Origin of the sequence: Lewinella sp. IMCC34191 (assembly GCF_003390935.1) — a bacterium.
Taxonomy (GTDB): Bacteria; Bacteroidota; Bacteroidia; order Chitinophagales; family Saprospiraceae; genus Neolewinella.
Map to the genome: position 1 here is coordinate 60,139 of NZ_QNQZ01000011.1, position 25,658 is coordinate 85,796.

General features: G+C 58.0%; 19 protein-coding genes. 12 read left to right on the top strand and 7 right to left on the bottom strand.

All coding sequences use genetic code 11. The features are described from left to right. Positions 1 to 34: 34 nt before the first annotated feature. The 4 genes from DRW39_RS18725 (at position 35) to DRW39_RS18745 (ending at position 5,998) form a co-directional block, all read left to right on the top strand. Entirely contained in the window at positions 35 to 670 is a 636-nt protein-coding gene (locus DRW39_RS18725) for a hypothetical protein (RefSeq protein WP_116108615.1), read from the top strand. Between the two features lie 72 nt (positions 671 to 742). Continuing rightward, positions 743 to 1,153 (top strand): hypothetical protein, encoded by a 411-nt coding sequence (locus DRW39_RS18730; RefSeq protein ID WP_116108616.1) that lies wholly within the window; start codon positions 743 to 745, stop codon positions 1,151 to 1,153. A gap of 1,167 nt (positions 1,154 to 2,320) precedes the next feature. After that, positions 2,321 to 2,965: a GLPGLI family protein gene (locus DRW39_RS18740; RefSeq protein ID WP_116108618.1), complete on the top strand. Its 645-nt coding sequence runs from the start codon at positions 2,321 to 2,323 to the stop codon at positions 2,963 to 2,965. A 444-nt stretch (positions 2,966 to 3,409) separates the two neighbouring features. Beyond that, positions 3,410 to 5,998: a hypothetical protein gene (locus DRW39_RS18745; protein ID WP_116108619.1), complete on the top strand. Its 2,589-nt coding sequence runs from the start codon at positions 3,410 to 3,412 to the stop codon at positions 5,996 to 5,998. Positions 5,999 to 6,263: 265 nt separating this feature from the next. Here the strand turns inward: DRW39_RS18745 and DRW39_RS18750 are convergent, their stop codons facing one another. Then, positions 6,264 to 6,554: a YiaA/YiaB family inner membrane protein gene (locus DRW39_RS18750; RefSeq protein WP_116108620.1), complete on the bottom strand. Its 291-nt coding sequence runs from the start codon at positions 6,552 to 6,554 to the stop codon at positions 6,264 to 6,266. A gap of 242 nt (positions 6,555 to 6,796) precedes the next feature. Here DRW39_RS18750 and DRW39_RS18755 point away from each other — a divergent pair, with 242 nt between their 5' ends. Both DRW39_RS18755 and smpB read left to right on the top strand, forming a co-directional pair. Further along, positions 6,797 to 8,989: a S9 family peptidase gene (locus DRW39_RS18755; RefSeq protein WP_116108621.1), complete on the top strand. Its 2,193-nt coding sequence runs from the start codon at positions 6,797 to 6,799 to the stop codon at positions 8,987 to 8,989. Positions 8,990 to 9,108: 119 nt separating this feature from the next. Beyond that, a complete protein-coding gene (smpB, locus tag DRW39_RS18760) occupies positions 9,109 to 9,573 on the top strand; it encodes an SsrA-binding protein SmpB (protein ID WP_116108622.1) in 465 nt (154 codons plus the stop codon). 18 nt (positions 9,574 to 9,591) lie between these two features. Here the strand turns inward: smpB and DRW39_RS18765 are convergent, their stop codons facing one another. Beyond that, complete coding sequence (locus DRW39_RS18765; RefSeq protein WP_116108623.1) at positions 9,592 to 10,707, bottom strand: lytic transglycosylase domain-containing protein; 1,116 nt, start codon at positions 10,705 to 10,707, stop codon at positions 9,592 to 9,594. A 447-nt stretch (positions 10,708 to 11,154) separates the two neighbouring features. Here DRW39_RS18765 and DRW39_RS18770 point away from each other — a divergent pair, with 447 nt between their 5' ends. The 5 genes from DRW39_RS18770 to DRW39_RS18790 all read left to right on the top strand — a co-directional run bounded on the left by DRW39_RS18770 (position 11,155) and on the right by DRW39_RS18790 (position 16,389). After that, the gene (locus tag DRW39_RS18770; protein WP_116108624.1) at positions 11,155 to 12,156 is read left to right on the top strand and encodes a Gfo/Idh/MocA family protein; all 1,002 of its coding nucleotides are present in this window, start codon (positions 11,155 to 11,157) and stop codon (positions 12,154 to 12,156) included. A gap of 2 nt (positions 12,157 to 12,158) precedes the next feature. After that, the gene (locus tag DRW39_RS18775) at positions 12,159 to 13,010 is read left to right on the top strand and encodes a hypothetical protein (protein ID WP_116108625.1); all 852 of its coding nucleotides are present in this window, start codon (positions 12,159 to 12,161) and stop codon (positions 13,008 to 13,010) included. Then, complete coding sequence (locus DRW39_RS18780; RefSeq protein ID WP_232830193.1) at positions 13,007 to 14,437, top strand: sugar transferase; 1,431 nt, start codon at positions 13,007 to 13,009, stop codon at positions 14,435 to 14,437. The genes DRW39_RS18775 and DRW39_RS18780 overlap by 4 nt, the downstream gene beginning before the upstream one ends. Positions 14,438 to 14,531: 94 nt before the next feature. Next, positions 14,532 to 15,680 (top strand): alpha/beta hydrolase, encoded by a 1,149-nt coding sequence (locus tag DRW39_RS18785; protein WP_116108626.1) that lies wholly within the window; start codon positions 14,532 to 14,534, stop codon positions 15,678 to 15,680. Between the two features lie 193 nt (positions 15,681 to 15,873). Continuing rightward, positions 15,874 to 16,389: a DUF2306 domain-containing protein gene (locus DRW39_RS18790; RefSeq protein WP_116108627.1), complete on the top strand. Its 516-nt coding sequence runs from the start codon at positions 15,874 to 15,876 to the stop codon at positions 16,387 to 16,389. On the opposite strand, the gene DRW39_RS18795 is transcribed toward DRW39_RS18790, so the two are convergent. Next, positions 16,386 to 17,129, bottom strand: a complete 744-nt coding sequence (locus tag DRW39_RS18795; RefSeq protein ID WP_116108628.1) for a TrmH family RNA methyltransferase — start codon at positions 17,127 to 17,129, stop codon at positions 16,386 to 16,388. The genes DRW39_RS18790 and DRW39_RS18795 overlap by 4 nt on opposite strands. Between DRW39_RS18795 and DRW39_RS18800 the strand changes: the two genes are divergently transcribed. After that, positions 17,098 to 19,599: a BamA/TamA family outer membrane protein gene (locus DRW39_RS18800; RefSeq protein ID WP_116108629.1), complete on the top strand. Its 2,502-nt coding sequence runs from the start codon at positions 17,098 to 17,100 to the stop codon at positions 19,597 to 19,599. The genes DRW39_RS18795 and DRW39_RS18800 overlap by 32 nt on opposite strands. A gap of 19 nt (positions 19,600 to 19,618) precedes the next feature. Here the strand turns inward: DRW39_RS18800 and DRW39_RS18805 are convergent, their stop codons facing one another. The 4 genes from DRW39_RS18805 to DRW39_RS18820 form a co-directional block, all read right to left on the bottom strand. Beyond that, positions 19,619 to 23,056, bottom strand: a complete 3,438-nt coding sequence (locus DRW39_RS18805) for a M36 family metallopeptidase (protein ID WP_116108630.1) — start codon at positions 23,054 to 23,056, stop codon at positions 19,619 to 19,621. 103 nt (positions 23,057 to 23,159) lie between these two features. After that, positions 23,160 to 23,912: a ribonuclease H-like domain-containing protein gene (locus DRW39_RS18810; protein WP_116108631.1), complete on the bottom strand. Its 753-nt coding sequence runs from the start codon at positions 23,910 to 23,912 to the stop codon at positions 23,160 to 23,162. A 5-nt stretch (positions 23,913 to 23,917) separates the two neighbouring features. Then, the gene (locus DRW39_RS18815; protein WP_116108632.1) at positions 23,918 to 24,808 is read right to left on the bottom strand and encodes a flagellar motor protein MotB; all 891 of its coding nucleotides are present in this window, start codon (positions 24,806 to 24,808) and stop codon (positions 23,918 to 23,920) included. 9 nt (positions 24,809 to 24,817) lie between these two features. Continuing rightward, positions 24,818 to 25,621, bottom strand: a complete 804-nt coding sequence (locus DRW39_RS18820) for a M48 family metallopeptidase (protein WP_157976218.1) — start codon at positions 25,619 to 25,621, stop codon at positions 24,818 to 24,820. Positions 25,622 to 25,658 lie beyond the last annotated feature (37 nt).

A 25,658-nucleotide genomic window follows, 5' to 3' on the forward strand; every position in this document is an offset into this window, starting at 1 on the left:
CACTACCTTTCACAGGCACGCAGCTCACCGATGCATGGAACACCCCCAGGACGAACTCCCGGAACCGGAAAAAGCGCCCCCCGCCTCACCCACCGGCCAGCGGCAATTCGACACCTCCCTCGTCGTCGCGCTCGTAGCTGTAGTGATCAGCCTGGTCGGTACCGTGACCTCCATTTACGAGGCCCGCATCCTGCGCAACCAGCAGCAGACGTACCAGGAAGAAAAAGCGGCGTCCGTCTGGCCCTACATTAAGACGGAGATGTACACCAACTATAATAACTCCGACAGCTCCATTACCCTGGAGTATTCGATCACGAACAAAGGTATCGGCCCGGCTATCCTCGGCGACGTGCGTTACGTCTACCGCGGGGCGGACGTAGAGACCTATTCCATCGACGAAGCCATCCAAAAACAATACCCCGACATACCGGCCTGGAATTCCCGGAACCGACAGATCGACCGTACCGTGGTCTCCCCCGGCGAAAAAATTACACTCTTCGTGGTTCGCCTGCAGGTGAGTAGGCCGGTACGGGATTTTAGCTCCGTATCCAATGCCATCGAAGCCGATTTCTATACGGAGTTTTGCTACTGCTCCGTATACGGCGCGTGTTGGCGCGTCACGCAGTCGGATGTACCGGAGGAAGGGGACGATTGTGAGGTAGAGCTCTAGCCCACCCATGCCCCGCACCCTTTGGTCGGTATATTATACATCACGCTGTCCATCATGTAAGACTTCGGGTAATTGCCCAGGCATAGCCCGGTCGATTACGACGTGACGGCCGAACTGACGGCCACCCATCGGGTAGGCTTTCTCCGGTACACCTTCCCGGCCAGCGACCGCGCCCATATCCTGCTCGACGCCGGCAACGTACAGGGCGAAAGCGGCGCCGTGACCGACGTCGGCGTACGCATGATGGACGCCATCCACGTGGAAGGCTTCGTGAGCACCTATCCCAAGTACGTGCAGACCTACGACCCCGGCGGCGCGGTTAATATGTACTTCTTCGCGGAGCTGAGTAAAGCACCGGCCAGCGTGGACGCCTTCACCGCCACGGGCATACAGGCCAAAATAGACTCCGCAACCGGTAAGGGCGTGGGCCTGGCCGACGCCGACTCGCTCTCCTTCGACGGGGCGCGCGGCCGCGCAGGCTAACTGGGAGCGCGAGTTGGGCAGTCCGCTGTTCCGCAAAGCCACCATCCAATTAGGCAGCGGGAAAACCCTGGTGATCGAGGCCGAAGGCACCCCATAGGTCTTTGGAAGGCATGCTGCGACGCGTCGTCGTTGGATTCCAGGGTAGATTTTTATTCCTGGTACAGGTAGGCAATTCGCATAGATGTATGCTGTATCAATCCGCGAGCGGATCGTTTGTACTGGCTATTCAGTCGGATGTTTGGTGTAAATAAAATCCGTTCATTCTTCTTTATGAGTAAAAAACGATATCTTTAAATTGATTTTACACCTAAAACAAACACTATGCATCATAACCAGCCATCCGATCCACCATCAACAGCCCAGCATGTACTGCGCTGCACCTTTTTCAGGATCCTACATTTTTGATCAGCGTGCATTTACCGAGCTTATACCTAACGTCAACCAAAGCTGATTAGGGGATTCAATAGAAGTATCGGCTACAATAAGTTGATTTGTCCTTACAATAATTCACGGCAGCAAAAGCCCTGAGAACTGCAAAGCTTTGCGTGGATTCAAGTAATTGACTAACAATTGACTCTTTTCTTTACTCTAGGGTAATGAATGCAGTTTTGGCTCCTCCGCCCCCATAGGCATCGCGTTACTGCAATTCGCTTTCGCTGCTGTATACGAGTGGGGAATACCGCATTTTAGCTCCTTTACGGCTTCGTGGTCCGCTCAGGAGGCCAAAAGCCGAACAAGCTATAATTTATAGCAAATTAATAACAACTATATGGCACCATACCGTCAACGTCTTTATGTGTATTCAACCATACACACATAAGTACGAATGGTCATTCTGCTACCGGAGGTCGTCGAAAATCGGAATCTTAATAGAGTTGACAGGAGGATACTTCCTCTACGATTTTCAGCTATGAGTATGATTTTGTTTATTTTTTCGCTTTGGGCACCGGTCAATACAGACCTGCCCACCAACCCAAATACCCTTACCGATGATAAGGTGCAGACCACAACTTGCACCAATGATGGTACGGGTAAGAAAATTATCGACGGTAGCGATTGCGAAATGACGCAGGATGCCGACGGAACCTGGGAGGATAGAGGTTGTTAACAGACTTAGGCCTCGCTCTTGAGCGAGGCCTATTTATTTATAATTCTTAGCCTTTACCTATGAGATTATACATATTGATTTTGGTTTTTCTGACAACGAATATCCTTGCGGCTCAGACGGCATACAGGATCACCTACGAATTAAGGAGTGTAAACAATACCTATACGAAACTCTCCGAACAGTTTACAGGTGAGGATCGCTCACGGATGGCTTCCGGTGACCACGAAACCAGAACCTTTGAATTATTACACGTAAACGGTATTTCGTTGTATAGTTACGTCTCTTCTCGATATGACGATACGTATACCGGCCAGCAATACTATTCCGGCACCAGTACAGTACATTATAAAGATATGCGGTCACCGGACGATGTGGAAATGTTGGAAGTAAGCAACACGAGAGGGTGCGCACGAAAAACGACCTATAGATCAGAGCTATATGACCTAACCGATTCTACAAAATTGATCGGCAACCTATTGGTACAAAAAGCGGTCAATCGGGAATTTCCGGACAGCTATGTATGGTTTGCCCCACGTATACCCATATCCGACGGTCCCGGGCAGGAGGCTGGATTCCCGGGTTTAGTCGTCCAAAGAACCAATAGCTCCCACAACATAGTGATGGTTGCCATTGAGGAGATCGATAGCGATTCCGTACCTGATATCGCAAGACCCGACTGTGCCCTGGGGCGGGACAACAAGTAATCAGAAGTAGCGATTGCGGAACGGCTCACGATACAGTATACGCAGGTCGGCAATATCCGTCTGCTGCCAGCAATATGCTTTGCGAAAGCTCAAATAATGAATATGAGTTTGAAGCATTCGTAGTTAGTAGCGGGAGAGGACGTGAGCGGTCACCCAAATTGCGGTCGAACGCTGCATTATGATCAATGACGCGGCAGACATGAAAAAAACGAATACTGATCCGTTACCGGCAATCACCAGACCTGAACGCCCCGGGCAGACGGCGCAACGGAAAAAAACAACTGGAACAAGATCACCTGCCTTCCTGAACCCGCAGATCAGCCTTTTGCTCCACGTGCCAAACCATTGATCTTGCCTTATCACCAAATACGCTTTCGGCTGGGCATTGTGCTACTGCTTTTTCTACTTGGTAAATCCATATCTGCACAGCGCAACTTGCGTGTTTTGCTAACGGACCAGTTTGACGAACCAGCCGCAGCCGTCCAGGTCAATTTATTGGTCGCCAAACAGAAGTTACTGTACGCGGAAGCCCAAAGCGATCCCGCGGGAGTCGTTCGTTTTCCTGCCCTATACTACGGTGATACGGTCTTTCTACAAGTTGACGACTATCGCTTCGTACCGGCTGTAATCACGATTACCCCGGACGTAGATTCCACCACCTACGTGCTTGACCGGATAGCCTTAGAGCTGACACAAATCACCGTAAATGCCGAAAAGAGTCCCGTGGAAATTCACGGAGACACGATGTTTTTCGACGTGGAAGCGTACCGACTGGGCAACGAGACGACGCTCGGCGACCTGATTAACCGCATCCCCGATTTGTCCCTGAACGCCAACGGCGACATCGAATTTCAGGGGAAGACAATCGATCATTTATTCGTAGAGGGGAGAGATATTTTCGGCGGCCTTCAGCGGAGTGCGACCAAAGGAATATCCGCCGAGGACGTAGCTGGCATTCGGCTATTCAAATACTACCAGGGATTCGGGGATGTGATCGGCGGATTTTCCAAAGAAGTCGCGGTCGACGTACAACTGAAGGGGTCTGCGAAGGCACGGTGGCTCGGCACCGCTGAGGCACTGGCCGGAACGCGCAACGCCCATGACCTGGCAGTCAACGTCAGCCGCCTCAGCGAAGGAAATGGATTCAACGGCATCGCCAGGGCGAGTACCGCGCCTGGCTCCCAGCTATCGACCCGTGATTTTCTGAACGCGAAGTCAAACAGCGGCGGCAGCAAGATATTCGGACAGCAGGAACAAACCAGCTTCACACTTGACGATCTTGTCCCCCCTCCCCTTCGGTTAGCGCAGGGGCTACAACAGTCACGCGCGCTCTTCGGCAGGGTGGGTTACGACCGCCGCATCGACGCGCGAAGAGCCCTCCGGATCAGCGGACTGGTCAACGAAGAAAAACACGATTTCGCTCGCTTTCAAACACTAAGTTCCCTCAATGCGGCCGGCACGGACAGGAAAATATCCCGGGTGTCGGACGAAGAGGAATTTCGCCGGCGCGTCGCAATTGGCAGTGTCGAGCTAAATGTTGGAAACCTTGCGGATACGACCCGGGGCCGGGGCGGACTGAACGTCGACTTCAGCTACGTGCGCGGTAAATCCGGGGTAAGAAGAACGGTCATCGGACAAGAGACCGACGCTCCGTTGCATCACCGTAGCAGCAATGGATCGGGCAGTTTGCACGCTTTTCGGATATATCCCACGCCCGGCAATTTTAGTCACAAATCGGAGATTAGCTGGCGCTACGACTTGGACGTCAGTAGCCTGGAAGCGGCCGGCGCAGATTTGTTGCCCGAATTTCTCCGCGCCACCGACAAGGTCGAATATACCGCCCGGCAAAACAGGGTCGGGTTTCTACACACCATCACGTACGACCGCGACCGCGTTGCGGGTCACTTGAAAGTGGCCGGCAATGTCCACCATCTCACCACCCGTATTCAGCAAGACTCCCTAGCGAGGCTCGAGGGAGAATACGGACCGCTGTGGGACGCCATAGTGCCGATTACCGTAGCAAATGATTATCGTTTGGGTCAGTACCTAATAAGGGCGGTCCTTACCGCGAAAGCCCTACGCCGATCGGCGAGCGATCGAACGAATTTCCGATTTCCGTATCAGACGCTCTTTGTATTCAAACGGGGCGCCAATCCCGCGCGGTTCGCGCAGGTACGCGCACTAGCCGCTACAAGGATGTCAGCCAGTCTGGAGCAGTCCAGTGGTCTCCCGTCCAGCCCCCGCCCCTTCGTGATCAACAGCAATAACGCGGATCCATTTTTACAGTCACGCGTCTATACCATCGGGGCCGATTATTTTAACCGCGACATCCGTGGGACCAAAGCGCTGATTCTATTTACCGCGAACCGCAGTTGGGTAAGCAATGGACAACAGCAAGTGTTGATGACCCGCGAACGGGGTTGGATAGAAACCTCTTTTTTGCCCTTACGTCATTCCATTAATACTTCAGTTGTATTGCGAGGGCAGATTCCCATCTCGAAGCGACTATCTGTTTCCGCGGGGACTTCCCTAACGCACACACGCCAGCCGGAGAGTCCGGTTACCCAGGAATTTTATCGGTTGAGCCGCCAAAGTTTCAGTGCCTCCGCCCGAATGAAGCGCCTGGGTAATTTCGAGCTCTCGCTTTCGTACGCAGCAGATCGGCTTCAGCAAACAATAGATCTCGCACCCGGATCCAGCACCGATATTCGTTTTAATACGGATGAGTGGAAGGCCACCGTGAGGTATAAATTGGAGAACCGCCTAGAGCTTACCACGGAGGTTGGCTACCGTCGTTCCGGTACTAGGGGTCTCAACGGCGGAACCACTTTAAGCAACTATCCCGCTTCGATGGAACTGATCTACGAATTGAAAAAGGCTAATCTTCCTAATCTGATTTTTCGGGGAAACAACCTCATAAACTATGACCCCCGGCGGCGTCAGGAGGCGGACCTGGATAACCTCGGTGTCACCAACACAAGTTTTACCGACATACCGGGATACCTTCAGATTGGACTGCAGCAGCGGTGGTAATGACATCTACATCAACGAGATCCTCCCAACTGAGATGGGCTACCGGTTCACCCGGCTGAGGTCGAAATACTGCTCGCCACCGTTGTGACGAACAGGCTTTCGGAAACGTAAGTGGAATGGATATCCCGCCGGTTCGGCTGCAGCCAATTCAAACTGGGCTAACGCCGACGTACACCGGAGATAAGTTTTAAGTAACCGTCAGTCAGCATGTCCGCCAAAGCTCCGATGCGTGCGACCGATCTGTTTTAGCGGAGGAAACCGAAGCTCAAAATGCCGAGACCGGATTCTCCGACTCGCTCAAAAACTTCTCCGTCTTCGCCCGCTCGACCTTATTGTACAAGCGGTCGGACTCGTGGCGGTCCCGCACCACCTTCGCCAGGGTGAAGCAGGCACTGACCGTAAAGACGAATCCCATGGCCAGAAAACCTTTGGTCGCCGGCGCGGCCGAGAGCAGCACGATACCCGCCAGGGTACCGCCGCAGGCCAGGACGAAAGCGATCCAGGCCATGGTAAAGAAAGATTTGCTGTTCGAATGGTCGATGATGGAATGCGACATGGTCGATTTCGTTTAGTTGCCATGTTAGGTACATGGTGACGGGGAAATTGCGGTCATCCCGACCCGTGGTTTGGCTTTAATCGATAGACGGCCGCCAATTCCGGACGAATAGTCAGGAGATCCGCTTCGGCAGACGAACTCCGCTAAGCTGCGTTCGGCGGACGAAGCGGAGTGACCCCGCCAAAAACCTCCCGCCCGCCCGTACCGTTTCCAAGTATCTTCGCCCTAATCAACCGAAACATATGCGCCTGCTTCTGCCCCTCCTGTTTTTATTTGCGGCCTCCCTGCCCGCCCAGCAAGCCCGCCCCATCACCCTGGAAGATATCTGGGCTTCCTACACCTTCAGCCCCAACGGCGTCAGCGGCTTCAACTTCCGGCAGGATGGAACCTCGTACACCGAGCGCACCGACAATGCCGTGGTCACCTACGACATTACCACGGGGGAAGCAACCGACACGCTCGTCAACGGCGGGGCCCTGCCCACCGACTCCGGTTTCAGCGGACGCATCGACAGCTACACCTTCAGCGATGACGAGCGTAAGTTGCTGATCAGCAGCGAGACCGAGCAACTCTTCCGCCGCAGCTCGCAATCCTATTTCTTCGTGTACGATACGGAGGACGACTCCTTTACGGCGGTCTACCCCGAAGGAAAGATCCGACTGGCCACCCTGGACCCGACCGGCGAGAACGTGGCTTTCGTCGTCGACAATAACCTCTTCATTCGCCACCTCGCAGACGGCGAACTCACCCAGGTCACCAAAGACGGCGAAGTAAACGCCATCATTAACGGAGCCACCGACTGGGTCTACGAAGAGGAATTCGGATTCAGTAAGGCGCTCTACTGGAGCCCCGACGGCGAGCGACTGGCCTTCCTTAAATTCGACGAGAGCGCCGTGCCGGAATTTACCTACACCGACTTTCACAACGGCATGTACCCCGAGTACAACACCTTCAAATATCCTAAAGTCGGCGAGGAGAACAGCACCGTTAGCCTGCACGTCTACGAGCTGGACGGCGAAGAGACTACTGACCTGCTCACGGTCAATAGTGACGACAGCGGCGAGTGGCACTACATCCCCCGCGTGCAGTGGACGCTGGACGACGAGGAACTCACGGCCCAGCGCATGAACCGCCACCAGAATAAACTGGAACTACTCCTCTTCGACGTTGACGACAACGAGCAACGCACCCTGCTGACCGAGGAGAATAAGTATTACGTGGACGTCACCGACAATCTTACTTTCCTCGAAGATGGCTTCATCTGGACCAGCGAAGAGAGCGGCTTCAACCAGCTATATCACTACGATATGGATGGCGGCAAGCCCGTCCCCCTCACCTCCGCCGCGTACGACGTGACCGAGTTCTACGGCGTACACGACGGCCGGATCTACTTCCAGGCCGCCGGCCGCGACCCCATGCAACGCGAGGTGTACACCAAAAGCCTGCGGGGCAGGGACTTGCCATCGCCTATTGCGGCGGAGCGCGGGTATAATGACGCCCAATTCAGCGGGAATTACGGTTACTTCGTCCTGACCAATTCCAACATCAACCGGCCCGCCCGGGTAACCGTCATGGACGACACCGGCACGGAAATCCGTACCATCGTCACCAACGACGCCCTCACGGAGCGCATCGGGGACTACGGTTTCCAGCCCGTCGAATTCTTCTCCTTCACTACGGAAGAAGGTACCGAACTGAATGGCTACCTGATCAAGCCGGCTGGCATGGATTCCACGAAGGCCCACCCGCTGCTCATGCACGTTTACGGCGGCCCCGGCAGCCAGCAGGTGCTGGACAACTGGCGCGGATCGAATATGGTCTGGTTCCAGATGCTCGTACAGAAAGGCTTCGTGGTGGCCGTGGTTGACAACCGCGGCACCGGCGCCCGGGGCGAAGAGATGAAAAAGCAGACCTACCTCACCCTGGGCAAGCAGGAGACGGAAGACCAGATCAGCGCGGCTAAGTACCTCGGCAGCCTGGACTACGTCGATGCCGACCGCATCGGCATTTTCGGTTGGAGCTACGGCGGATTCATGGCGCTACACGCGATTCTGCAGGGGAACGAAACTTTTGCCGCCGCCATCGCGGTTGCCCCGGTGACGAACTGGAAATGGTACGACAGTATTTACACCGAACGCTACATGCGCACCTACGCGGAAAATCAGGCCGGCTACGACGAGAACAGCCCCATAAACTACGCCGACCGGCTGAAGGGTGACCTGCTACTGGTACACGGTATGGGAGACGACAACGTACACTTCCAGCATACGGCCGAAATGGCGAACGCGCTGATCATGAATAATAAGCAGTTCGAGACGTACTTTTACCCCAACCGGAACCACGGCATCTACGGAGGCCCGACCCGGCTGCATCTCTATACGAAGATGACCAACTTTCTCATGAATAGCCTGATGCCGGAAGGCACCAGTAAATGAAACCCAGCGAACTCCGAAGCTAGAACGGCCGTTTGGTCAGAACAGTAAAAGTTTAAACCTATAATGAAAGGCCAACGTCATGACCCGGCGTGGCCTTTCCTTTTTTATATTACCCGGTGATGGCCAAAAAGAATAAGAATAATTCCTTCGTTAACCGCAAAGCGAAATTCGAATACGAGTTCCTCGAGTCCGTAGAAGCCGGCATCAAATTGCAGGGCACCGAGATCAAGGCGATCCGGGAAGGGCACGTCAACCTCCGCGATGGATACTGCGCCATTGAAAGGGGGGAGATGTTCATACGCTCCCTCTACATCGGAGAATACAAGCAGGGGAACCAATTCAACCACGAGGAACGGCGTACCCGCAAACTGCTGATGAAGCGGCAGGAGATTCGCAAGTGGGAGAAGAAAGTCAAGGAAAAAGGCCTGACCATCATCCCATACCGCCTCTACCTCAACGAGCGGGGGCTCGCCAAGGTAGAGGTTGTCTTGGTTCAGGGTAAGAAGGTCTATGACAAGCGTGATACCATTCGCCAACGCGAATCGAAGCGCGCCATGGACCGGATCAAGAAGCAGTATCTATAACTGCCGCTTACGAGATCATTATGCCAGCGCGAGCGCTTGGTAGCTGTCGTAGAAATTCATGAGCAGGCCGTCGCGTAGCGACTGGAATGCCCAGCTCGGACGCTTAAAGAGGAGCCGTTCGGCGGAAACACCCAACAGGATCATCTGTGGATCGTAGCCCATCATAGCGGCGGTAGCGTGGGCGGCGGGTAGATCTTCGGTCCGCGGCAGCTCTACGAGATTAGGCCGGCCCCAAAGGAAGTGTTGAACTTCCTGCTTCTTCTGGCTGGGAATGCGCAGGCGGTAACCGGATACGTTGCTTGGAACGTACCCCCGTACGAAGTTGGGGTTAAGGCGGCGCAGCGTAGCAATGCGCACGTCACACTCCCGGGCAACCTTCGCGAGGTTCATGTACCGGTGGACCATCACATAGTCCGTGCCTTCCAGTTCGTAAGGAATGAGCCCATGGTCGCCATAGTAATTGACGGCGTAGGCGGCGGCCACGTAGGAGGCGACGTACCGCTGGGTCTCCCCGGGCAAAAAGGCCTGTACTTTGCTGTACTGCTTGGTGCCGGCGAGACGAATAGCCTTGCGGACGCGGCCGTTGCCGCAGTTGTAAGCGGCCAGGGCGAGGTGCCAGTCGCCGAATTCGCCGTGGAGGCGCTTAAGCATGAGCACGGCTGCCTCGGTACTGCGGTAGAGATCCAGGCGTTCGTCGACGATGCTGTCCACGCGTAGTCCCATCTCGCGGGCCGTTTCGGGCATCAACTGCCAGAGACCGGCAGCAGAAACCGGGGATACGGCACCGGGAACGAGCATCGACTCGGCCACCGCGAGGTACTTCAGCGAAGCTGGCATATGGTGCTTGCGCAGGTAGTACTCGAATACGGGGAAGTATTGGTTGGCGCGACCCAGCATGCGCTCGGTACTGCGGTGACCCAATTCCAGATATTCGTTGATTTTACGGTCGGTAAAATCGTCGGTCGTAGCGACCTTCAGCGGTAGATCGAGTTGCTGAACGCGGTTGACGATCTTGGCGCGGGAGCGCTCTACTTGTGAATTTGATGGTGAGTTAGGAGAAGCTTGGAGTGTGTAGGTGACCGTTACCAGCAGCAAGATTAACAACTGGCGAAGCACCGGACGGAGCTTACTCATAGTGTCTATTTCGTGAAAAAATCGCGCCGCCAAAAAACCAGGGACGACGCATGTACGGGACCAATTCTGCCCTTTTAAAACAGGCAAGGTGAGCCAATACTCATTCCCTTGCGAATACAAAGCTAGGTGGGTTTACCCTTGCCAATCAAGGGCTAAAGCCCGAAGCTTTCTCTTTTAACGTACGGTTAAGAGTTCATGTTCGGATTGGGATTTGGCCCCGACGGATCGCTTCCGACACATCGTCGGCCCGCATGTACGCTCACCTTACATATGCCGACGTCGATGGGAAAGACCGAATTTTATTGCCCTCCCGGAAAAGGTTAAAAGGGGCGCATTTTTTCTCATTTTAAAGTGTTAAAATTTACTTAAGCACACGATTTTAACGTTTGCCGGCCCCGAATCGGGCTTTGTGGCGGGTAGCGTAGCTTTGCAAACCAATATCGTATTATGCTATCCATCGGTCTTATTGGCGTCGGCCACCTGGGCAAGATCCACCTAAAGTGTATTCAGCTCGCCCAGGCGCACTACCGGCTGGCCGGCATTTTTGATACGGACCGCGAACTGGCCGAGCAAATCGCCGCCGAACACGGTACCAAAGCTTACCCCACGGTCGAGGCGCTGATTGAGGCCGTAGAGGTGGTTGATGTGGTCACCCCCACTTCCACCCACTTTCCCGTGGTGAAAAAGGCCTTGCTGGCCGGCTGCCACGTCTTCGTGGAAAAACCCCTGACGGAAACCCTGGAGGAAGCCAGGGAGCTCATTGCCCTGAGTCAATCCACCGGTAAGCTCGTGCAGGTAGGGCACGTCGAGCGCTTCAACCCGGCCCTGCTGGCGCTCGGTGACGTCACCATTAAACCCTACTTCATCGAGGCACACCGCCTGGCGATGTTTAATCCGCGGGGTACGGACGTCAGCGTGGTGCTGGATCTCATGATCCACGATCTCGACATCGTTCTCAAATTGGCCGGCGAAGAAGTAGCCGACGTCCGGGCCAGTGGCGTAGCGGTTCTGAGCACTACCCCGGACATCGTGAATGCCCGCATCGAATTTCGCAACGGTGCGGTGGCAAACCTCACCGCCTCCCGGGTCAGCCTGAAGAATATGCGCAAGGTGAGGCTCTTCCAGCGGGATGCTTACCTGAGCCTGGACCTGCTCGAGAAGGAGAGCCAGGTCGTTCGGCTCTACGATACGGATGCGACCACCATTCCCACCGACGGACAGCAGTTTCCGCTCGACACTCCCCGCGGGAAGCGGATCATCCACGTCGACCATCCGAAGAGCGGCCCGGTGAACGCCATTCAGATGGAACTGGAAAGCCTGGCCGACAGCATCGAGCAAGGAATTCCGGTAGCGGTCAGTATTGGAGACGGCTACCGCGCCCTCGAACTCGCCCAACGTATATCCGATGCCGTGGCCGAGACCCAGGCCCGCATGCCCGATACCTTCTGATGATGCGCCGCCCGCTCCTAACTCTGCTGCTTCCGCTATTGCTGATGGCCTGTCCGGAAGACCTGGAAAACGAACCCGCCTACCTCCTGGTCGACGGTTTTGAACTCGTCACTGCCGGCGGCGAGGGAGCCGGTACGGAGGACATCCGGGAAGTATGGGCCTTCGCCGACGGTGAGTTCATGGGGGTGTTTCCCCTGCCGGGTCGGATCCCCATCTTTCAGTTGGGTGAGGTAACCATCCGTTTGGAAGCCGGCGTCCACCAGGATGGCCGGAGCGTAACGCCCGAAATCTACCCGTTTTATACCGCCGTAGAGCGTACGGTGACCCTGATGGGTGGTGAGCAGATTGAGATCGGCCGCCCCCAGATCCGCTACCGTGACCGTACGGTCTTTGGCTTTGTGGAGGACTTCGAATCCGGCGAACCCCAAATATTTACCGACGTAGCCGGAGGCCGTGGCAACTGGCGGGTCCAGTCGGATGTCGTCCGGAGCGGGAATGCCGCCGGAGCAATTATGCTTACGGATAGCAACCGGTTGTTCGAAGCCGCTACGAATACAACCTTCCGCGACCTCAATGCGCCCCCCATCAACGTATGGCTGGAAGTCGACTTCCTCTCCGAGGCCCCTACCCTGTTCGGGGTACTCGGCACGGGTGGGAATGCCGGGGTTCGCGTCTTTGACCCCGGCTTCGTTCCCCGGACGAGCTGGACCAAGATTTACTTCAACCTCGGCCCGGTCATTGGATCGGCCGGTCTCGGGGAGTTGCGCATAGCCCTGTCTAGTCTGTTACCGGACGATCTTGCCGGCGGAACCGTATACCTTGACAACCTAAAGCTTCTTTACTTCACGCCGTGACCACGCCCCCCATCGTGCCCGCACAAATCCTCCAACCCGACACCGCCGCCCGGCGTCGGCGGGATCGGTACGTGTACATCGCGGCCGACGGCCTCACCGCCTGGCTGGCCTGGCTGGTTTTTCGGGGCCTGACGGATACCCCCGGCCCGCTACCCTTTACGCAGGGCTTACTCGTGGCCATCGGCTGGCTGGGCATATACCTACTCTTCGATCAGTACCGGGATATCTACCGCCTGAGCCGGCTGACCACCCTCGCGCAAACCTTCGGACTAAGCATTGCCGGCACGCTGGTGTTGATCGTCTCCGGCCAGATTGGAACGAACGCAGGCCTTTCCGGAGCCGGTTATTCCGATCCCCTGTTCTACTTCACTGCTCACTTTATGCTCACGGCCTTCAGCAGAATGTTCCTGCTCACCGGAGCGAGCCGCCGGCTTAAGGCGGGGGCCGTTGCCTTCAATACCCTGATCGTCGGAGGGGGTGAACAGGCGGTCAGCTTGTATGAGGACATCACCTCGCGGCCGAAGGGGCTCGGATACCGCTTCATCGGCTTCGTCGACGGGCAGCACAAACAAGCTCCCCCGCTGGAACGCCGGATCCCTCGCCTGGGCAGTCTGGGCGATTTGGATGGCCTGATCCAGGAGCAAAACATCGAGGAGGTCATCATTGCCATCGATACGAGTCAGCATAGTCGACTGCGGGAATTGCTGAATGTCCTGAGCACTTACGAGCGGAACGTACTGGTAAAGATCATCCCGGACATGTACGACATCATGCTGGGCACGGTAAAGATGAATCACGTCTTCGGCGCCGTTCTGATCGAGATCCGGCAGAACCTGATGCCGCGGTGGCAGCGCATCACGAAGCGCATATTGGATATTTTCTGGTCGCTCACGATGCTGATCCTGCTGTCCCCCCTGTATGCCTACGTTGCCTTGCGGGTCCGGCTCTCTTCTCCCGGGCCGATCTTTTATACCCAGGAACGCATCGGCCTGAACGGTCAGCCCTTCCGGATCATCAAGTTTCGGTCGATGTATACGGATGCGGAGCACCAAGGGCCTCAATTAAGCCGCGATCAGGACGAGCGCTGCACACCCTGGGGATCCACGATGCGGAAGTGGCGACTGGACGAGCTTCCGCAGTTCTGGAACGTGCTGGTAGGGGATATGTCCCTGGTCGGCCCCCGCCCCGAGCGGCAGTTTTATATCAACCTCATCCGGGAGCGTGCCCCGCACTATCGTCACCTGCTGCGCGTCCGGCCGGGCATCACCAGCTGGGGGCAGGTAAAGTACGGCTACGCGAGCACGGTGGACGAGATGATCCAGCGACTAAAGTTCGATATTCTGTACATCGAGAACCGGTCCCTGGCCCTGGATTTCAAGATCCTTTTCTATACCCTGCTGGTCCTCATCCAGGGAAAGGGGAAGTAGGGAACAGTATACTGCGCGACAATATGGATGGGGCGACCAAACATGTACGGACGCAGCCCACATTGAAGGACTAAATCCGCTAAACCAACTAATTATGCATTTTCTTTACTCCTCCGGGAGGGCGCTATCCCTATACCTGTTAGCTTGCTTCCTTCTGCTGGTTATACCCGCCACGGGGCAGCAGAACGGCAAGAAAGCGCTCTTGCAAGCCGGCCCCCGCGTTGCAGCCGGCAATCCGATGCAGATCAAGCCATCGGGCGAAGCGCCCGATTGGGCCCCCGATATAGACCCGCAGATGCTGGCCGTAATCGAGCAGTTGAAGTCGTACGAAGCTCCTCCCTTCACCGACTTGTCCGCCTTTCAGGTTCGCAATGCCAAGCTTCCCGCGGAGGCTGTCGCCGATCTGCTGAAGAAGGCCGGTATGCCGGCCACGGAACCTAAAGTCGACATTTCTCATCGCCTGCTGCCCGTCGGCTCCGATCAGGGAACCCTCGTACGAATCTACACACCCCTGGATGCAGGGTCGGCGCCGCTTCCAGTCATCGTCTACTACCACGGAGGTGGATGGGTCATTGCTGATCTGGAAACCTACGAGGCCGGGGCGGCAGCCCTCGCCGAGCAGGTTGGTGCGGTAGTCGTATCGGTCGCCTACCGGCAGGCTCCGGAAGAGGTCTTCCCCACCGCGCACGAAGACGCCTTTGCGGCGTACCAATGGGTAGTGGAAAATACCGACAGCATCGGCGGCGACCCCGAGCGTATCGCCACGGCTGGCGAAAGCGCGGGCGGCAACCTGGCGGTCGCCGTTGCCTTGATGGCGAAGGAGCGCGACGTACCGCTTCCCGTCCATATTCTAAGCGTTTACCCTATCGCGGACGGTGATGTGGAATCGCCCAGCTACGAGAAATACGCCAACGCACTTCCCCTCAGCAAGGGCTTCATGGCCTGGTTCTTCGACTATTACTACCCCGACTGGCAGGATAGCGACAATCCCTGGATCAACCTCACCTCCGCTGATCTCAGTGGGCTCCCGGGTACCACCATCATCAATGCGCAGATCGATCCGCTGGAAGCGGAAGGTGGTGAACTGGAACAGCAACTTAAGAAAGCGGGTATCGACGTAGAACGCAGGCTGTACGAAGGCGTCACCCACGAATTCTTCGGAATGGCCGCGATTCTTGAGCAGGCAAAGGACGCACAGGCCTTTGCTGCAGAACGCCTGAAGGCGGCGCTGATCTCGAAGTAAATCAATCTCTCCTTCCCGACACCCGTAGAAAGCCCGCAGCAATTTGCTGCGGGCTTTCTTTTTTTTGCCGGTCATGGGGCAGTGTAAAGAACCGAAGTAAGGAGTTCGTCTCGCAAAACCGCAAGTAGATCGATGGAATTTGCCGCCGCCGGGAATGGGCCATAACTATATAGCCATAGCAGCTTAGTAAGACATGGCCCTATTCAATTCCACCATCGGACTCATTCACCTTATCGCCGCCCTGGTAGCGCTTGCCGCGGGTACCGTGGTGATGTATCTGCCCAAAGGTGAAACGACGCACCGCCGATTGGGCTACGTCTACGTGGTAGCGATGACGGTCATGCTCCTCACCGCTTTCCAGATTTACGCGCTCTTCGGTGTGTTTGGTGTCTTTCACTGGTTGGCGGTGGTCAGCAGCCTTACGCTTGCCGGGGGAATGTTGTCCTTACTTTTCCGGCTACCGAAGAGAAGCTACCTGCTGTATCACCTGAGCTTCATGTTCTGGTCGGTAGTCGGATTATACATGGCCTTCTTCGGGGAAATGATTGCTCACCTTCCCGCGCTCCTTGACGCCGGCGATGACCGCATCGCTACGGTGCGGGTCGTCATCGGTATCCTTGGCCTGGTATTCGTGATTGGCGTACAAATCTTCTGGCGCAGCAAAAAGAAGGAATGGACGGGTCGCTACGGTACCGCCGTAGCGGATTAGACATGGGCGCCGGCACCCAGCCAGCTCATCAGGATGCCGGCGGCCACGGCTGCGTTGAGGCTTTCGGTGGCCCGCCCCGGTGCCCGGGGAATAGTGAGCCGTCGATCGATGAGCGCAGCCGTCTCCGGGCTAATGCCCGGGCCTTCCGCCCCGATAACCAGGATCCCGCCGGGGGGTGGGCTTACCGCGTAGATATTTTCGCCGATCAGATCGGCACCGAATACAGGGGCGTCGGGGCGCAGGTATACAAGCTCTTGCAGGGTGGCGGGCGCGTACTGTATCCGAAGAAACGACCCCATACTGGCCTGGATGCTCTTTGAATTGTACAAATCCGCCGTGCCGGGACCTCCGTACACTTCCGAGAAGCCGCACCAGTCGGCGATGCGCAGCAAGGCCCCCAGATTGCTGGGTGACTGTATCCCGTCCAGGTAAAGCGCCCAGCCCGGCTTAGGGGAAGGGGAAACGGGATCGGGCATATCGACGACGGCCAAAACCTGGTTTGGGGTGGTTAGCTGACTTATTCGACCCAACTCCTTCGGCGTCACCGTCGTTATGGGCATATCGCTTTTCGGCGCGACCCAGCTTTCCAGGGCGTAGAGCTGATCGACCCGGTAGCGGTCTTGCTGCAAGAGTTCCTCAACGGCACGGACTCCCTCCACCGTGAATTTGTGGTAGTTTTGCCTGACCTTTTTCTGACGTAGGCTGCTTATGAACTTTATCGTACCGGAGCTTAGGGGCATACTGGCGGGGGGTCTGCGCTACGTCGGTCCGATCCTGTTGGCTGCGGTGTTTCTGACGTCGTGCAATGTTACGAAATACCTGTCGGAGGACCAGGAACTGCTGGCCGATCAGCGCGTAGAGCTGCGCAAGGGCGTGAAGGTGGCCAAGCGCAGCGAAGTGGTCTACGAACTCGGCGTACTGGCCAAGCAGGAGCCGAACGGAAATTTCCTCTTCCTTTTTCCGCGGGAGTTCTTTTACCTCGCCAACAACCGGCCGCAGGATACATCCCGGATCGACCGCTTCCTGCGGCAGCGCATCGGGCAACAGCCCGTGTACTACAGCGACAGCCTGAGCCGGCGCTCCGCCGCGTCGATGGAAGACTTCCTTCGCTACCGGGGCTACTTCGACGCCACGGCTTACCACGAAGCCGACCGGCGTAAGCGGAAGAAGGTGAACCTGATCTATCACGTCGACCCCGGGATGCGCTACTCCATCGACTCGGTCGTATACAGCAGCCCGGAACCGGAGATCGACAGCATTCTGCAGATTCTAAAATCAGAAAGCGCGCTCCAGGCCGGCCAACCCCTTGACCTCAATGCATTCGACCGGGAGAAAGCCCGCATCGGTCAGTACCTCCGCGACCAGGGCTACGCCTACTTCTCCGACAATTACTTCGACAAACTGGAGATTGATACCACCGGGGGTGACGGTCAGGCCGACATCTACCTCACCATCCTGCCCCCCGACCAGGACAACAGCTACCAGAAGTACCGGATCGGGCAGATCACCGTTCTGACGGATTACAATCCCGCCCGGGAAGCCAGCGGCGAGGCCTACCCGGGCGATACGATCGTGAACGGCATCCGCTTCCTGTCGCCGACGGCAACTTTCCGCATGCGACCGGATATTCTGGCGCAGAATATTTTCCTGCAAACGGACAGCCTCTATAGCCGGGAAGCCTTCGAAAAGACGAACCTTTCTCTCGGCGGTCTCGGCATTTACCGCTTCGTCCGCATCAACCAAATCGCCAACCCGACCGATCCGAACGTGCTGGACTACCGCATTCAGCTGAGCCCAGACAAGCGGATGTCGTTCGGAGTGGATTTCGACATCAACTACACCAACCGGAGCCAACTGTTGGCGAATTCCGCACTGAGTAACAACCTGATCGGAGTAAGCGTAAGCCCCACCTTCCGCAACAAGAACGTATTCGGAGGAGCCGAACTCTTGACCCTCGGATTCCGCACCGGCGTGGAGGTTAATCCGGTCCCGGACAGCGCGGCCCAGTTTTTCAACACCATCGACCTGGCCGCCGAAGCCAGCCTGAACCTCCCCCGCTTCAAGGATTTCGGCTTCTATCGGGTCAGCAGAGGCCTCGGTCTCATTTCCGACGAATTTTACGAGAGCCTGCAGGAACGCGCCAACACCCGCTACAGCATCGCCTACGAGTATCTGTTGCTGCGTACCTTCTATACGTACACGATCGCAAATGCCCGGCTGGGCTATGATTTCCGGCTGTCGCCGACGACCTCCTTCCGCATCAATCACGCTGCGCTGGACATCCTGAACTTTACGATCGAGCCGCAGTTCGATTCCATTCTGGTCAATAACCAGGCCCTGCGGCGCAGCATCAGCGATCAGTATTTTCTGAGCGTCCTGTTCCGTAGCCTGGAGTATACCCGCATCGGCCGTCCGGATCGGCAGGGTCGGTCCATTACCCTCAACGGGCAGTTCGAACTCACGGGGGGCGAGGTGTGGCTGGCCCGGCAGTTTGCCTCGGAACTAGATCCCAACAACCGATTCGCCCAGTATGCCCTTGGGGTGGCCGATTTCCGTTACTACAAACAGTTCAGCCCGCTGCGAAGCTTTGCCACGCGGCTGCTGGTGGGCGTAGCCCGCCCGATCGTGGGCAGCCAGGAGGTCCCCTACGTCAAGCAGTTCTATTCCGGCGGCCCGAACTCCATGCGGGCCTGGCTCCCCCGGGGACTCGGCCCCGGCTCCTACGTCGATCCGCTGAGTATTGCCGCCGACGGCCTACTGAGCAATAACCTGCTGTACCAGACCGGCGACCTGCAGCTGGAACTCAACTTCGAGTACCGATTCAACCTGTTCTCCTTCTTCCGGGGGGCCGTATTTACCGACATCGGCAACGTCTGGACCTTTAATCGCGATCCCGACCGCCCCGGCTCCCAGTTCCTGCTGACCGGACGCCAGGTCCAGGAGGAAGGCGCGCGGCCCTTCTACCACGAACCCTTCTACCGACAGCTGGCGGTGGCCGGCGGACTGGGCCTGCGCATCGACCTGAGTTACTTCGTTTTCCGGCTTGACCTGGCCATCCCACTACGCTATAACTATCCTCAGACCGGGCAGGGCGATCCGGTGCTAGAATTACAGCCCGACCCCTACCCCGAAAGTGCTTACTGGCGCGACTTCGGACGCTTCAATTTTGGCGACATCCGTCCGCAAATCGGCTTGGGCTATCCTTTTTAAAGTGGTCCTTCTATGGTGATCAGCGGATCACCGAAAGCCTAAGGGCGGTACGCGACTGCGCCTCCGTGAGCAGCAGGGTGTACGTCCCGGTGGGAAGGTGGGACACGTCAAGCGGAATCTCCTGCAACCGCCCGGTCAGGGCAGCGGGCTTAGCCAGCACCATTTTACCCGTAGCCGTGGCAATTTCAATCCGCCCCGGTCCGACCGTACCAGCGACAAACCGAAGGGTTACCTGACCGGTAGCCGGATTGGGGAGGAGCATGACCGTCGGATTGACCGTCGGTTGCGGAAATACACCGACCAATTTGTCGTCCAGGAAGTTGACCACGACTCCGGGAGCCGTTACCCGGCTGCTGTCGCGATCGCCTCTGGAGGTCGTTAGGCGGGCCATCCCGTCGTAGGTGATCAACTCCGGTACCACTTCCACGTGATCGAGCCACCACCCGGCAGCCCCCACCGCCGCGTCGGATGCGAACCGCCAGCGAAAATGGACCGACCGGCCGCGGTAGGCACTGAGGTCGACAATCACTTCCCGATAGCCTTCGCTATCCCCCCAGAAGCTTTGCTGGCCCCGAAGGGGCGTCGCGCCCCGGGCGGAGAGTCGTCCGCGGTAAGCATGGCGAATAAATTTGTCCGCCAGACCTTGCCAGCTCACGCCTCCGTCCGTAGAGATTTCCACTACGCCCCCGTCGTAGGCGGGTTCCGTTTCGTAGCGGGTGAAGAAGCGCAGGGCGGGAGCGGCGCCGGCCACCACAACAGCTTGGGCGGTCTGCAGGCTGTGTTCCTGCTCAACGTCCGTATTGCGGACGTACCAGGCCGTGTCGCCGGAAAATGCGGCCGTAGCGGTGCGTGTCCAGCCGTTGCTGCCGGACCGAGAGACGGTCGTCCATTGCTCGTCACCATCTTCGGCACCGTCGCCGAATAGCTGGGTGGGTGCTAGATGCGGATCCGTAAGGACTCTATAGCTCAGCGTGTACCGTTCCCCGGCGGCTAGGTCGGGAAGTTCGAGAACAAGGCCGTTCCCATCGAGCGTGAAGTCCGTGGCCCCGCTAATGCTACTTTGGTCGACGGTCATCCCCCGCGGTACTTCGTCCGTAAGGGTCAGGCCGGTAACCGCTTCGGGTTTGTCATTGCGTACGGTGAGGGTGTAGGTTACCGAGTCGCCGGCTTTTATGTATTCCCGGCTGGCCGCTTTGTACAGTTTGACGGTGGGTACACAGGCGGGATTGCCGTCGAAGGCTTCCCGGTTGTCATTGTGGAGCGAACTCTCTCCCTGCCGGGCCGAGAAGCCGAGACCGCGACGACTAAAGATGTCCCAGAGCAAACAGGCATCTTCGCCCCCGTGCTGGAACGTATCGGCCATAAGCAGCGCGTCGCGGCCATCAATGAGGCCGGGACTGCAGGGGGTATACTTCATGGCCTCGATGACCAGTCGGACCGCCCGGTTATTGCCGCCCGTCCCCCGTACGAGATCCTCATCGAAGCCGTAGCGATCCACTAATGCCCAGTAGATATCCCACAGGGTAGCGGCCCAGACTTCCCCTACTCCGTGCGGTACGGCGGCGGTGATGACGTCGTCGTAGGTGAGGGTGTTCACCTTCGGGTCGGTGGAATAGAACTGACTGCGGAAGCCGAGCGATCCGATCGGAGCTGCCGTGGAATACACACCGATAGAGCGCCGCTCGCTGCCGGAAGGGGTTGGAGTCGCCGATCGCGGGGTGGAGGCAAGCAGGAAGAAGTCGGACCACCCCTCCCCCATTTGCTCGTTGTTGAGCAGGCAGGTATTACGAGCGGGCCCGCCCACCAGTCGGTTGCTGATACCGTGCCCGTACTCATGGGCGACTACCCCGTTGTCGAAACTCCCGTCGATGGGTGCCCGGCTATAGTCGGCCAGCCCGATCCGTACGGTTTCGGCACGCAGCAGGGCCTCACGCAGGGGTTCGGCGTCCACCTGCCGGAGCATAACGACGGGGATCGTGACCGGGTAATCCTCCCCGGCTTCCATCGCACCCATCGGGAAAAGATCGTTCTCCGGGTTGCTGATGATCACCGCCCGCGCACCGGCCTGTTCCGCGCGGTAGGCTTTTAGTTGGAAGGCGCATTCGCCGCGCTGAAGTAAGACTACCTTGCCCTTCAGGTGATTCCCATTGACGAGAGGCCCACAGCCAAGGGTGGGTTGATCGCTCCCGTCCAGTCCGATGGCGAGTTCGCCGGCAACCGGATCGTCGCCCAGTTGGGGTCCGAAGTCGGCGTTGGCACTTGGGTAGCGGCCGGCCAGCGCGGCCGGATACCGTACTTCGAACAGTTCGGTCCGCCCCCGCCAGAGGAACATCTGCATGCGGCCGGGTTTTCCGTCGCGGGGGGTGTAGAAGGTGGCGTTGTTGTTACCCGATGCGTCCTGTGCCTCCGCAAGCACGGGGTCACCGGCCCGGCCGCCACCGCCGTAGTTGAACTGCTGAAAGTTGCCGGCACGCTCATCGAAGCCGTGGGCGAAGGCCCAGTCGTGCAGCGCGTTGGCGTTGTAGAAGAGTTGCGTCAGGGAGGCCTGCACCATGGCTTCCGGCCGGCGGTGGGGATCGAGGGGAAAGTCAAAATCAAGCGCCGCTTCTCCATTGGCGACGTAGCCCGTATCCGGCTCGTTGCGTTGGCCGTCGGCGTCACGGTAGGCATAGGCGTTGTTGCCCCGGGTGATGGTGTATTCCGGGCCGGCGATTCCATCGGTATCGTGCCAGCCGAAGGGGGAAGCTTGGCGGTCGGCCGGCTCGAACATCAGTTGGCGGTCTCCGTCGAGCGGGGACTCCAGGCCAAAGGGGTAGACGTAGTACATGGCCCCGTCCTGGAGCGGGAGTAAGGGAGTCCCTTCCGGTTGAACGACGGCTTTTTTACCTGCGCTCCGCCGCCCTACTTCCGGAAAGGAGCAGCTGACCGACAGGTCCGCGCGGTAGTGTTCCAGTGCCGTTACCGCGTCGACCATGCTCAAAGAGTGGATGCCCGCCGCCCGGTCGTCGATCGTTAGCTGCCAGCAGAGGCGAAGGGTACCCGTTTCGGGCAGGGGGTAGTACACGAGTTCGCCCTCCTCCAGGATAGCGCCCGGCGGCGGGGATGCGGATATAAAAGCCTGCTGAAGCGTCAGGGCGGGAACGGTGTTTTCGATCCGACCGGCGATCCCGGCGGCCAAACGGGAAGTGTGGTGGAGAACCTCCGTGCCCCGGAAGTGGACCGTGGCCCCGGCGTTATAAATAGGCGTGCCGTTGTACGATTGCCCCAGGTAAACGTGCTCGATGCCGCCGGGCGAAGGGTAGCGATCCAGCACCGGCAGCTCGGCCAGATCGGAGGCCGCTACCCCTAGATCGTTGGCGTGGGCGCGCAAAAAATCCTGAGCGGGCAGTTGCCCTTCCTGGGCGGAAGCCGCGAACGAGAACAGCAAAGACGCGAAAACCGCGGGCCAAAACCTCATGCCACCAAATTTACCTCGCCGGGCGCAGTAAACCAGCCGCCGGGCTTATAGGCTAACGGCTACGGGGGCACCCGTCGTTTGCCGGACGAATGTGGCTCCGAATTTAACGTTCCACGAAGGAAACCTGCTCCTCCTCGAATAAGGGCTTGCGGGCATACCGCATGAACAGCTGGGCGGTCGCCAGGACGTCCTTTTCGCAGTACACGGCGATGCGCTCCAGGTCATCCTCCTCCCAAAAGACGCGGCCTACCTCGCTCCCGTCGATGTCATCCTTCGGACTGGGGAAGCCGAGAATCCCGGCGAGCAACTTGAGGGAAACGTACGATTTACGGTCGCCGAACTTCCAGAGCTCCATCGTATCGAGCAGGTGCTTCGTTTCCCAGGGTTTCTTGCCGGAAATATCGAGCAGCTTCGGCATGGGCTGCTGGTTGATGACGATGCGGCGGCACATGTAGGGCACGTCGAATTCCTTGATGTTGTGCCCGCAGATGTAGAACTTGTTGGGATCTCCGTAGTACTGGTCGATCATCTCGCTGAAGGCCGTCAGCAGCTTGGCTTCGTCGCGATCGGCGAAGGACTTCAGCCGGATCTTCAGCTTGCGGTCGGAGTCGCGGTAGACCGCCCCGACGCTGATGCAGACGATTTTGCCGAATTCGGCGAAGATGCCTGCCTTATCGTTGTAGGATTCGGCCAGTTCTTCCCCCTCCACGGTTTCGCCGTAGCGGCGCAGCGCCCCGGGTGCCTTGAGCGACCACAGGTACTGCATATTGTCGTCCAGATCGTCGTAGGCGGGCGATCCGCTTACGGTTTCGATGTCGAGGAAGAGGACTTTGGTGATGTCGATCTGGTCAACCATGGTGATTAGCGTTTTAAGCCCGCGGCCTGGACGGTAAGCCGGTCGAGCGCCCGCAGCAAATTAGCAACGTTGCTGGTGAATACGAATTCCATCCGGCGGTTTTGGTAGCGGCCCTCTTCGGAGGCGTTACTCTGCACGGGCCCGTATTCGCCCTGGGAGGCGCCGGTTAAGCGATTGGGGCTGACGTAATGTTCGCTGGCGAGCTTATCGGCCAGGGTAGCGGCACGCAAGGCGGCGTACTCCCAGTTGTCGGTATTCTTGAGCGGGTTGGCCTGGTTGTCGGTGTGCCCTACGATGCGCAGCTTCAGTAGGGGGTTGTTCTGAAGGGTGCCGGCCAGTACCCGCAGCACGGGCCCCGCCCCCTCCACCAGGTATCCTACCGAGCGGGGACGGAAAAGCGAGCTTTCCTGAACGCTCAGGATAACCTCCCCGGGGCGGGCGGTGATGAGGTACTGTCCGCTATCCAGTTTCGTTTCGAGGGAATCGCTCAGGCGATTGGCGACCGAGGTGAGGCTGTTGGAATATTCTCGGATGATGCGCCCCTGCAGGGCGAGTACCGAATCCAGGTTCGCCTCCCGCCCTTCGAGGGTTTCGCGTAGGTTTTCCAGTTGCTCGTTGAGATCGGTATTGGTACTGGACAGGTTGCTCTGCAGGGCTTCGATGCGGTCGTCCTGCTCGATGAGGCGGTCCTGCAGGCGGCTCTGCGTTTCGAGTAGCATATCGTTGCCGCCCCGGCTGCGCTCCAGGGCCAGGGTCAGGCGGTAAATGGAATCGGCCTGCACGGCGGCGAGGCTATCGAGGCTGTCGATCCGCGGCTGGTAGCGTTCGGCTGCCTTCTTCGGAGAGATACAACTGGCCAGGACCACGGCGAGCAGACCGGTAATAAATAAGCGCATGGGGCTAAATTAGTCTATGGGTACCGGATCGAAACGCAGCCCGGCGCCGTTTTCGCGTAGCCACTTGTCATACACTTTGTATTCCGGCAGCGCGCGGGCGACGTGCGCCCAAAACTTCGGGCCGTGATTGGCCTCCAGCAGGTGGGCCAGTTCGTGAATGATGACGGCATCCAGCACGGCGGGCGGGGCCAGTAGCAAGCGGGTGGCGAGATTAATATTACCACGGTGGGAGCACGAGCCCCAGCGGGTGTAGGTGTCGCTCAGTTTGACTTCGTGGATCCTGCGCTGAAAGTGCCGGTCGTTGAGCTCGTGGACGCGGCGCGTGATTTCCGGCAGACAGCCCCCGGCGAAATATTTCGCCAGTAGCTTAGGAATGGCTTTCGTCTGTTGTTGCGGCGGAGCGCAGGTACTGAGCTTCACGGTAACCGCATGTCCTCTACCCGGGACGATCCGGTGCGTCTTGCCCGGGTGTGTCCGTACCGCGATCCGGTACTCCTCCCCCCGAAAGTCGAAGGTGTAGGCCGCAGCTACGGGCGGAGCTACCAGATGCGCGAAGGCCTCGGGCCGGTCGGCGGCGGTCTTCCGGGCCCAGTCGATCATCTCCTCAATGCGTCGCTGCCGTTCCTTCTCCCCCAGCGCGTGGGGCAGTCGGATGTAGAGCGCCCGCTGCCGCACCGAAGCGATGGTAGACCGCCGCCCCCGCTCGGTAATGATGCGCACGGGCACCCGCATCCCGTGTAGGTCGAGGGTGGTGCGCTGCTCGGCGGTCTTGCGGGGCATGGGGAAGGACGATGTGTGAAGTACGAAGGACAAAGTAAGAAGGTTCCGGGAGCTGCCCCCTCCACCCCGC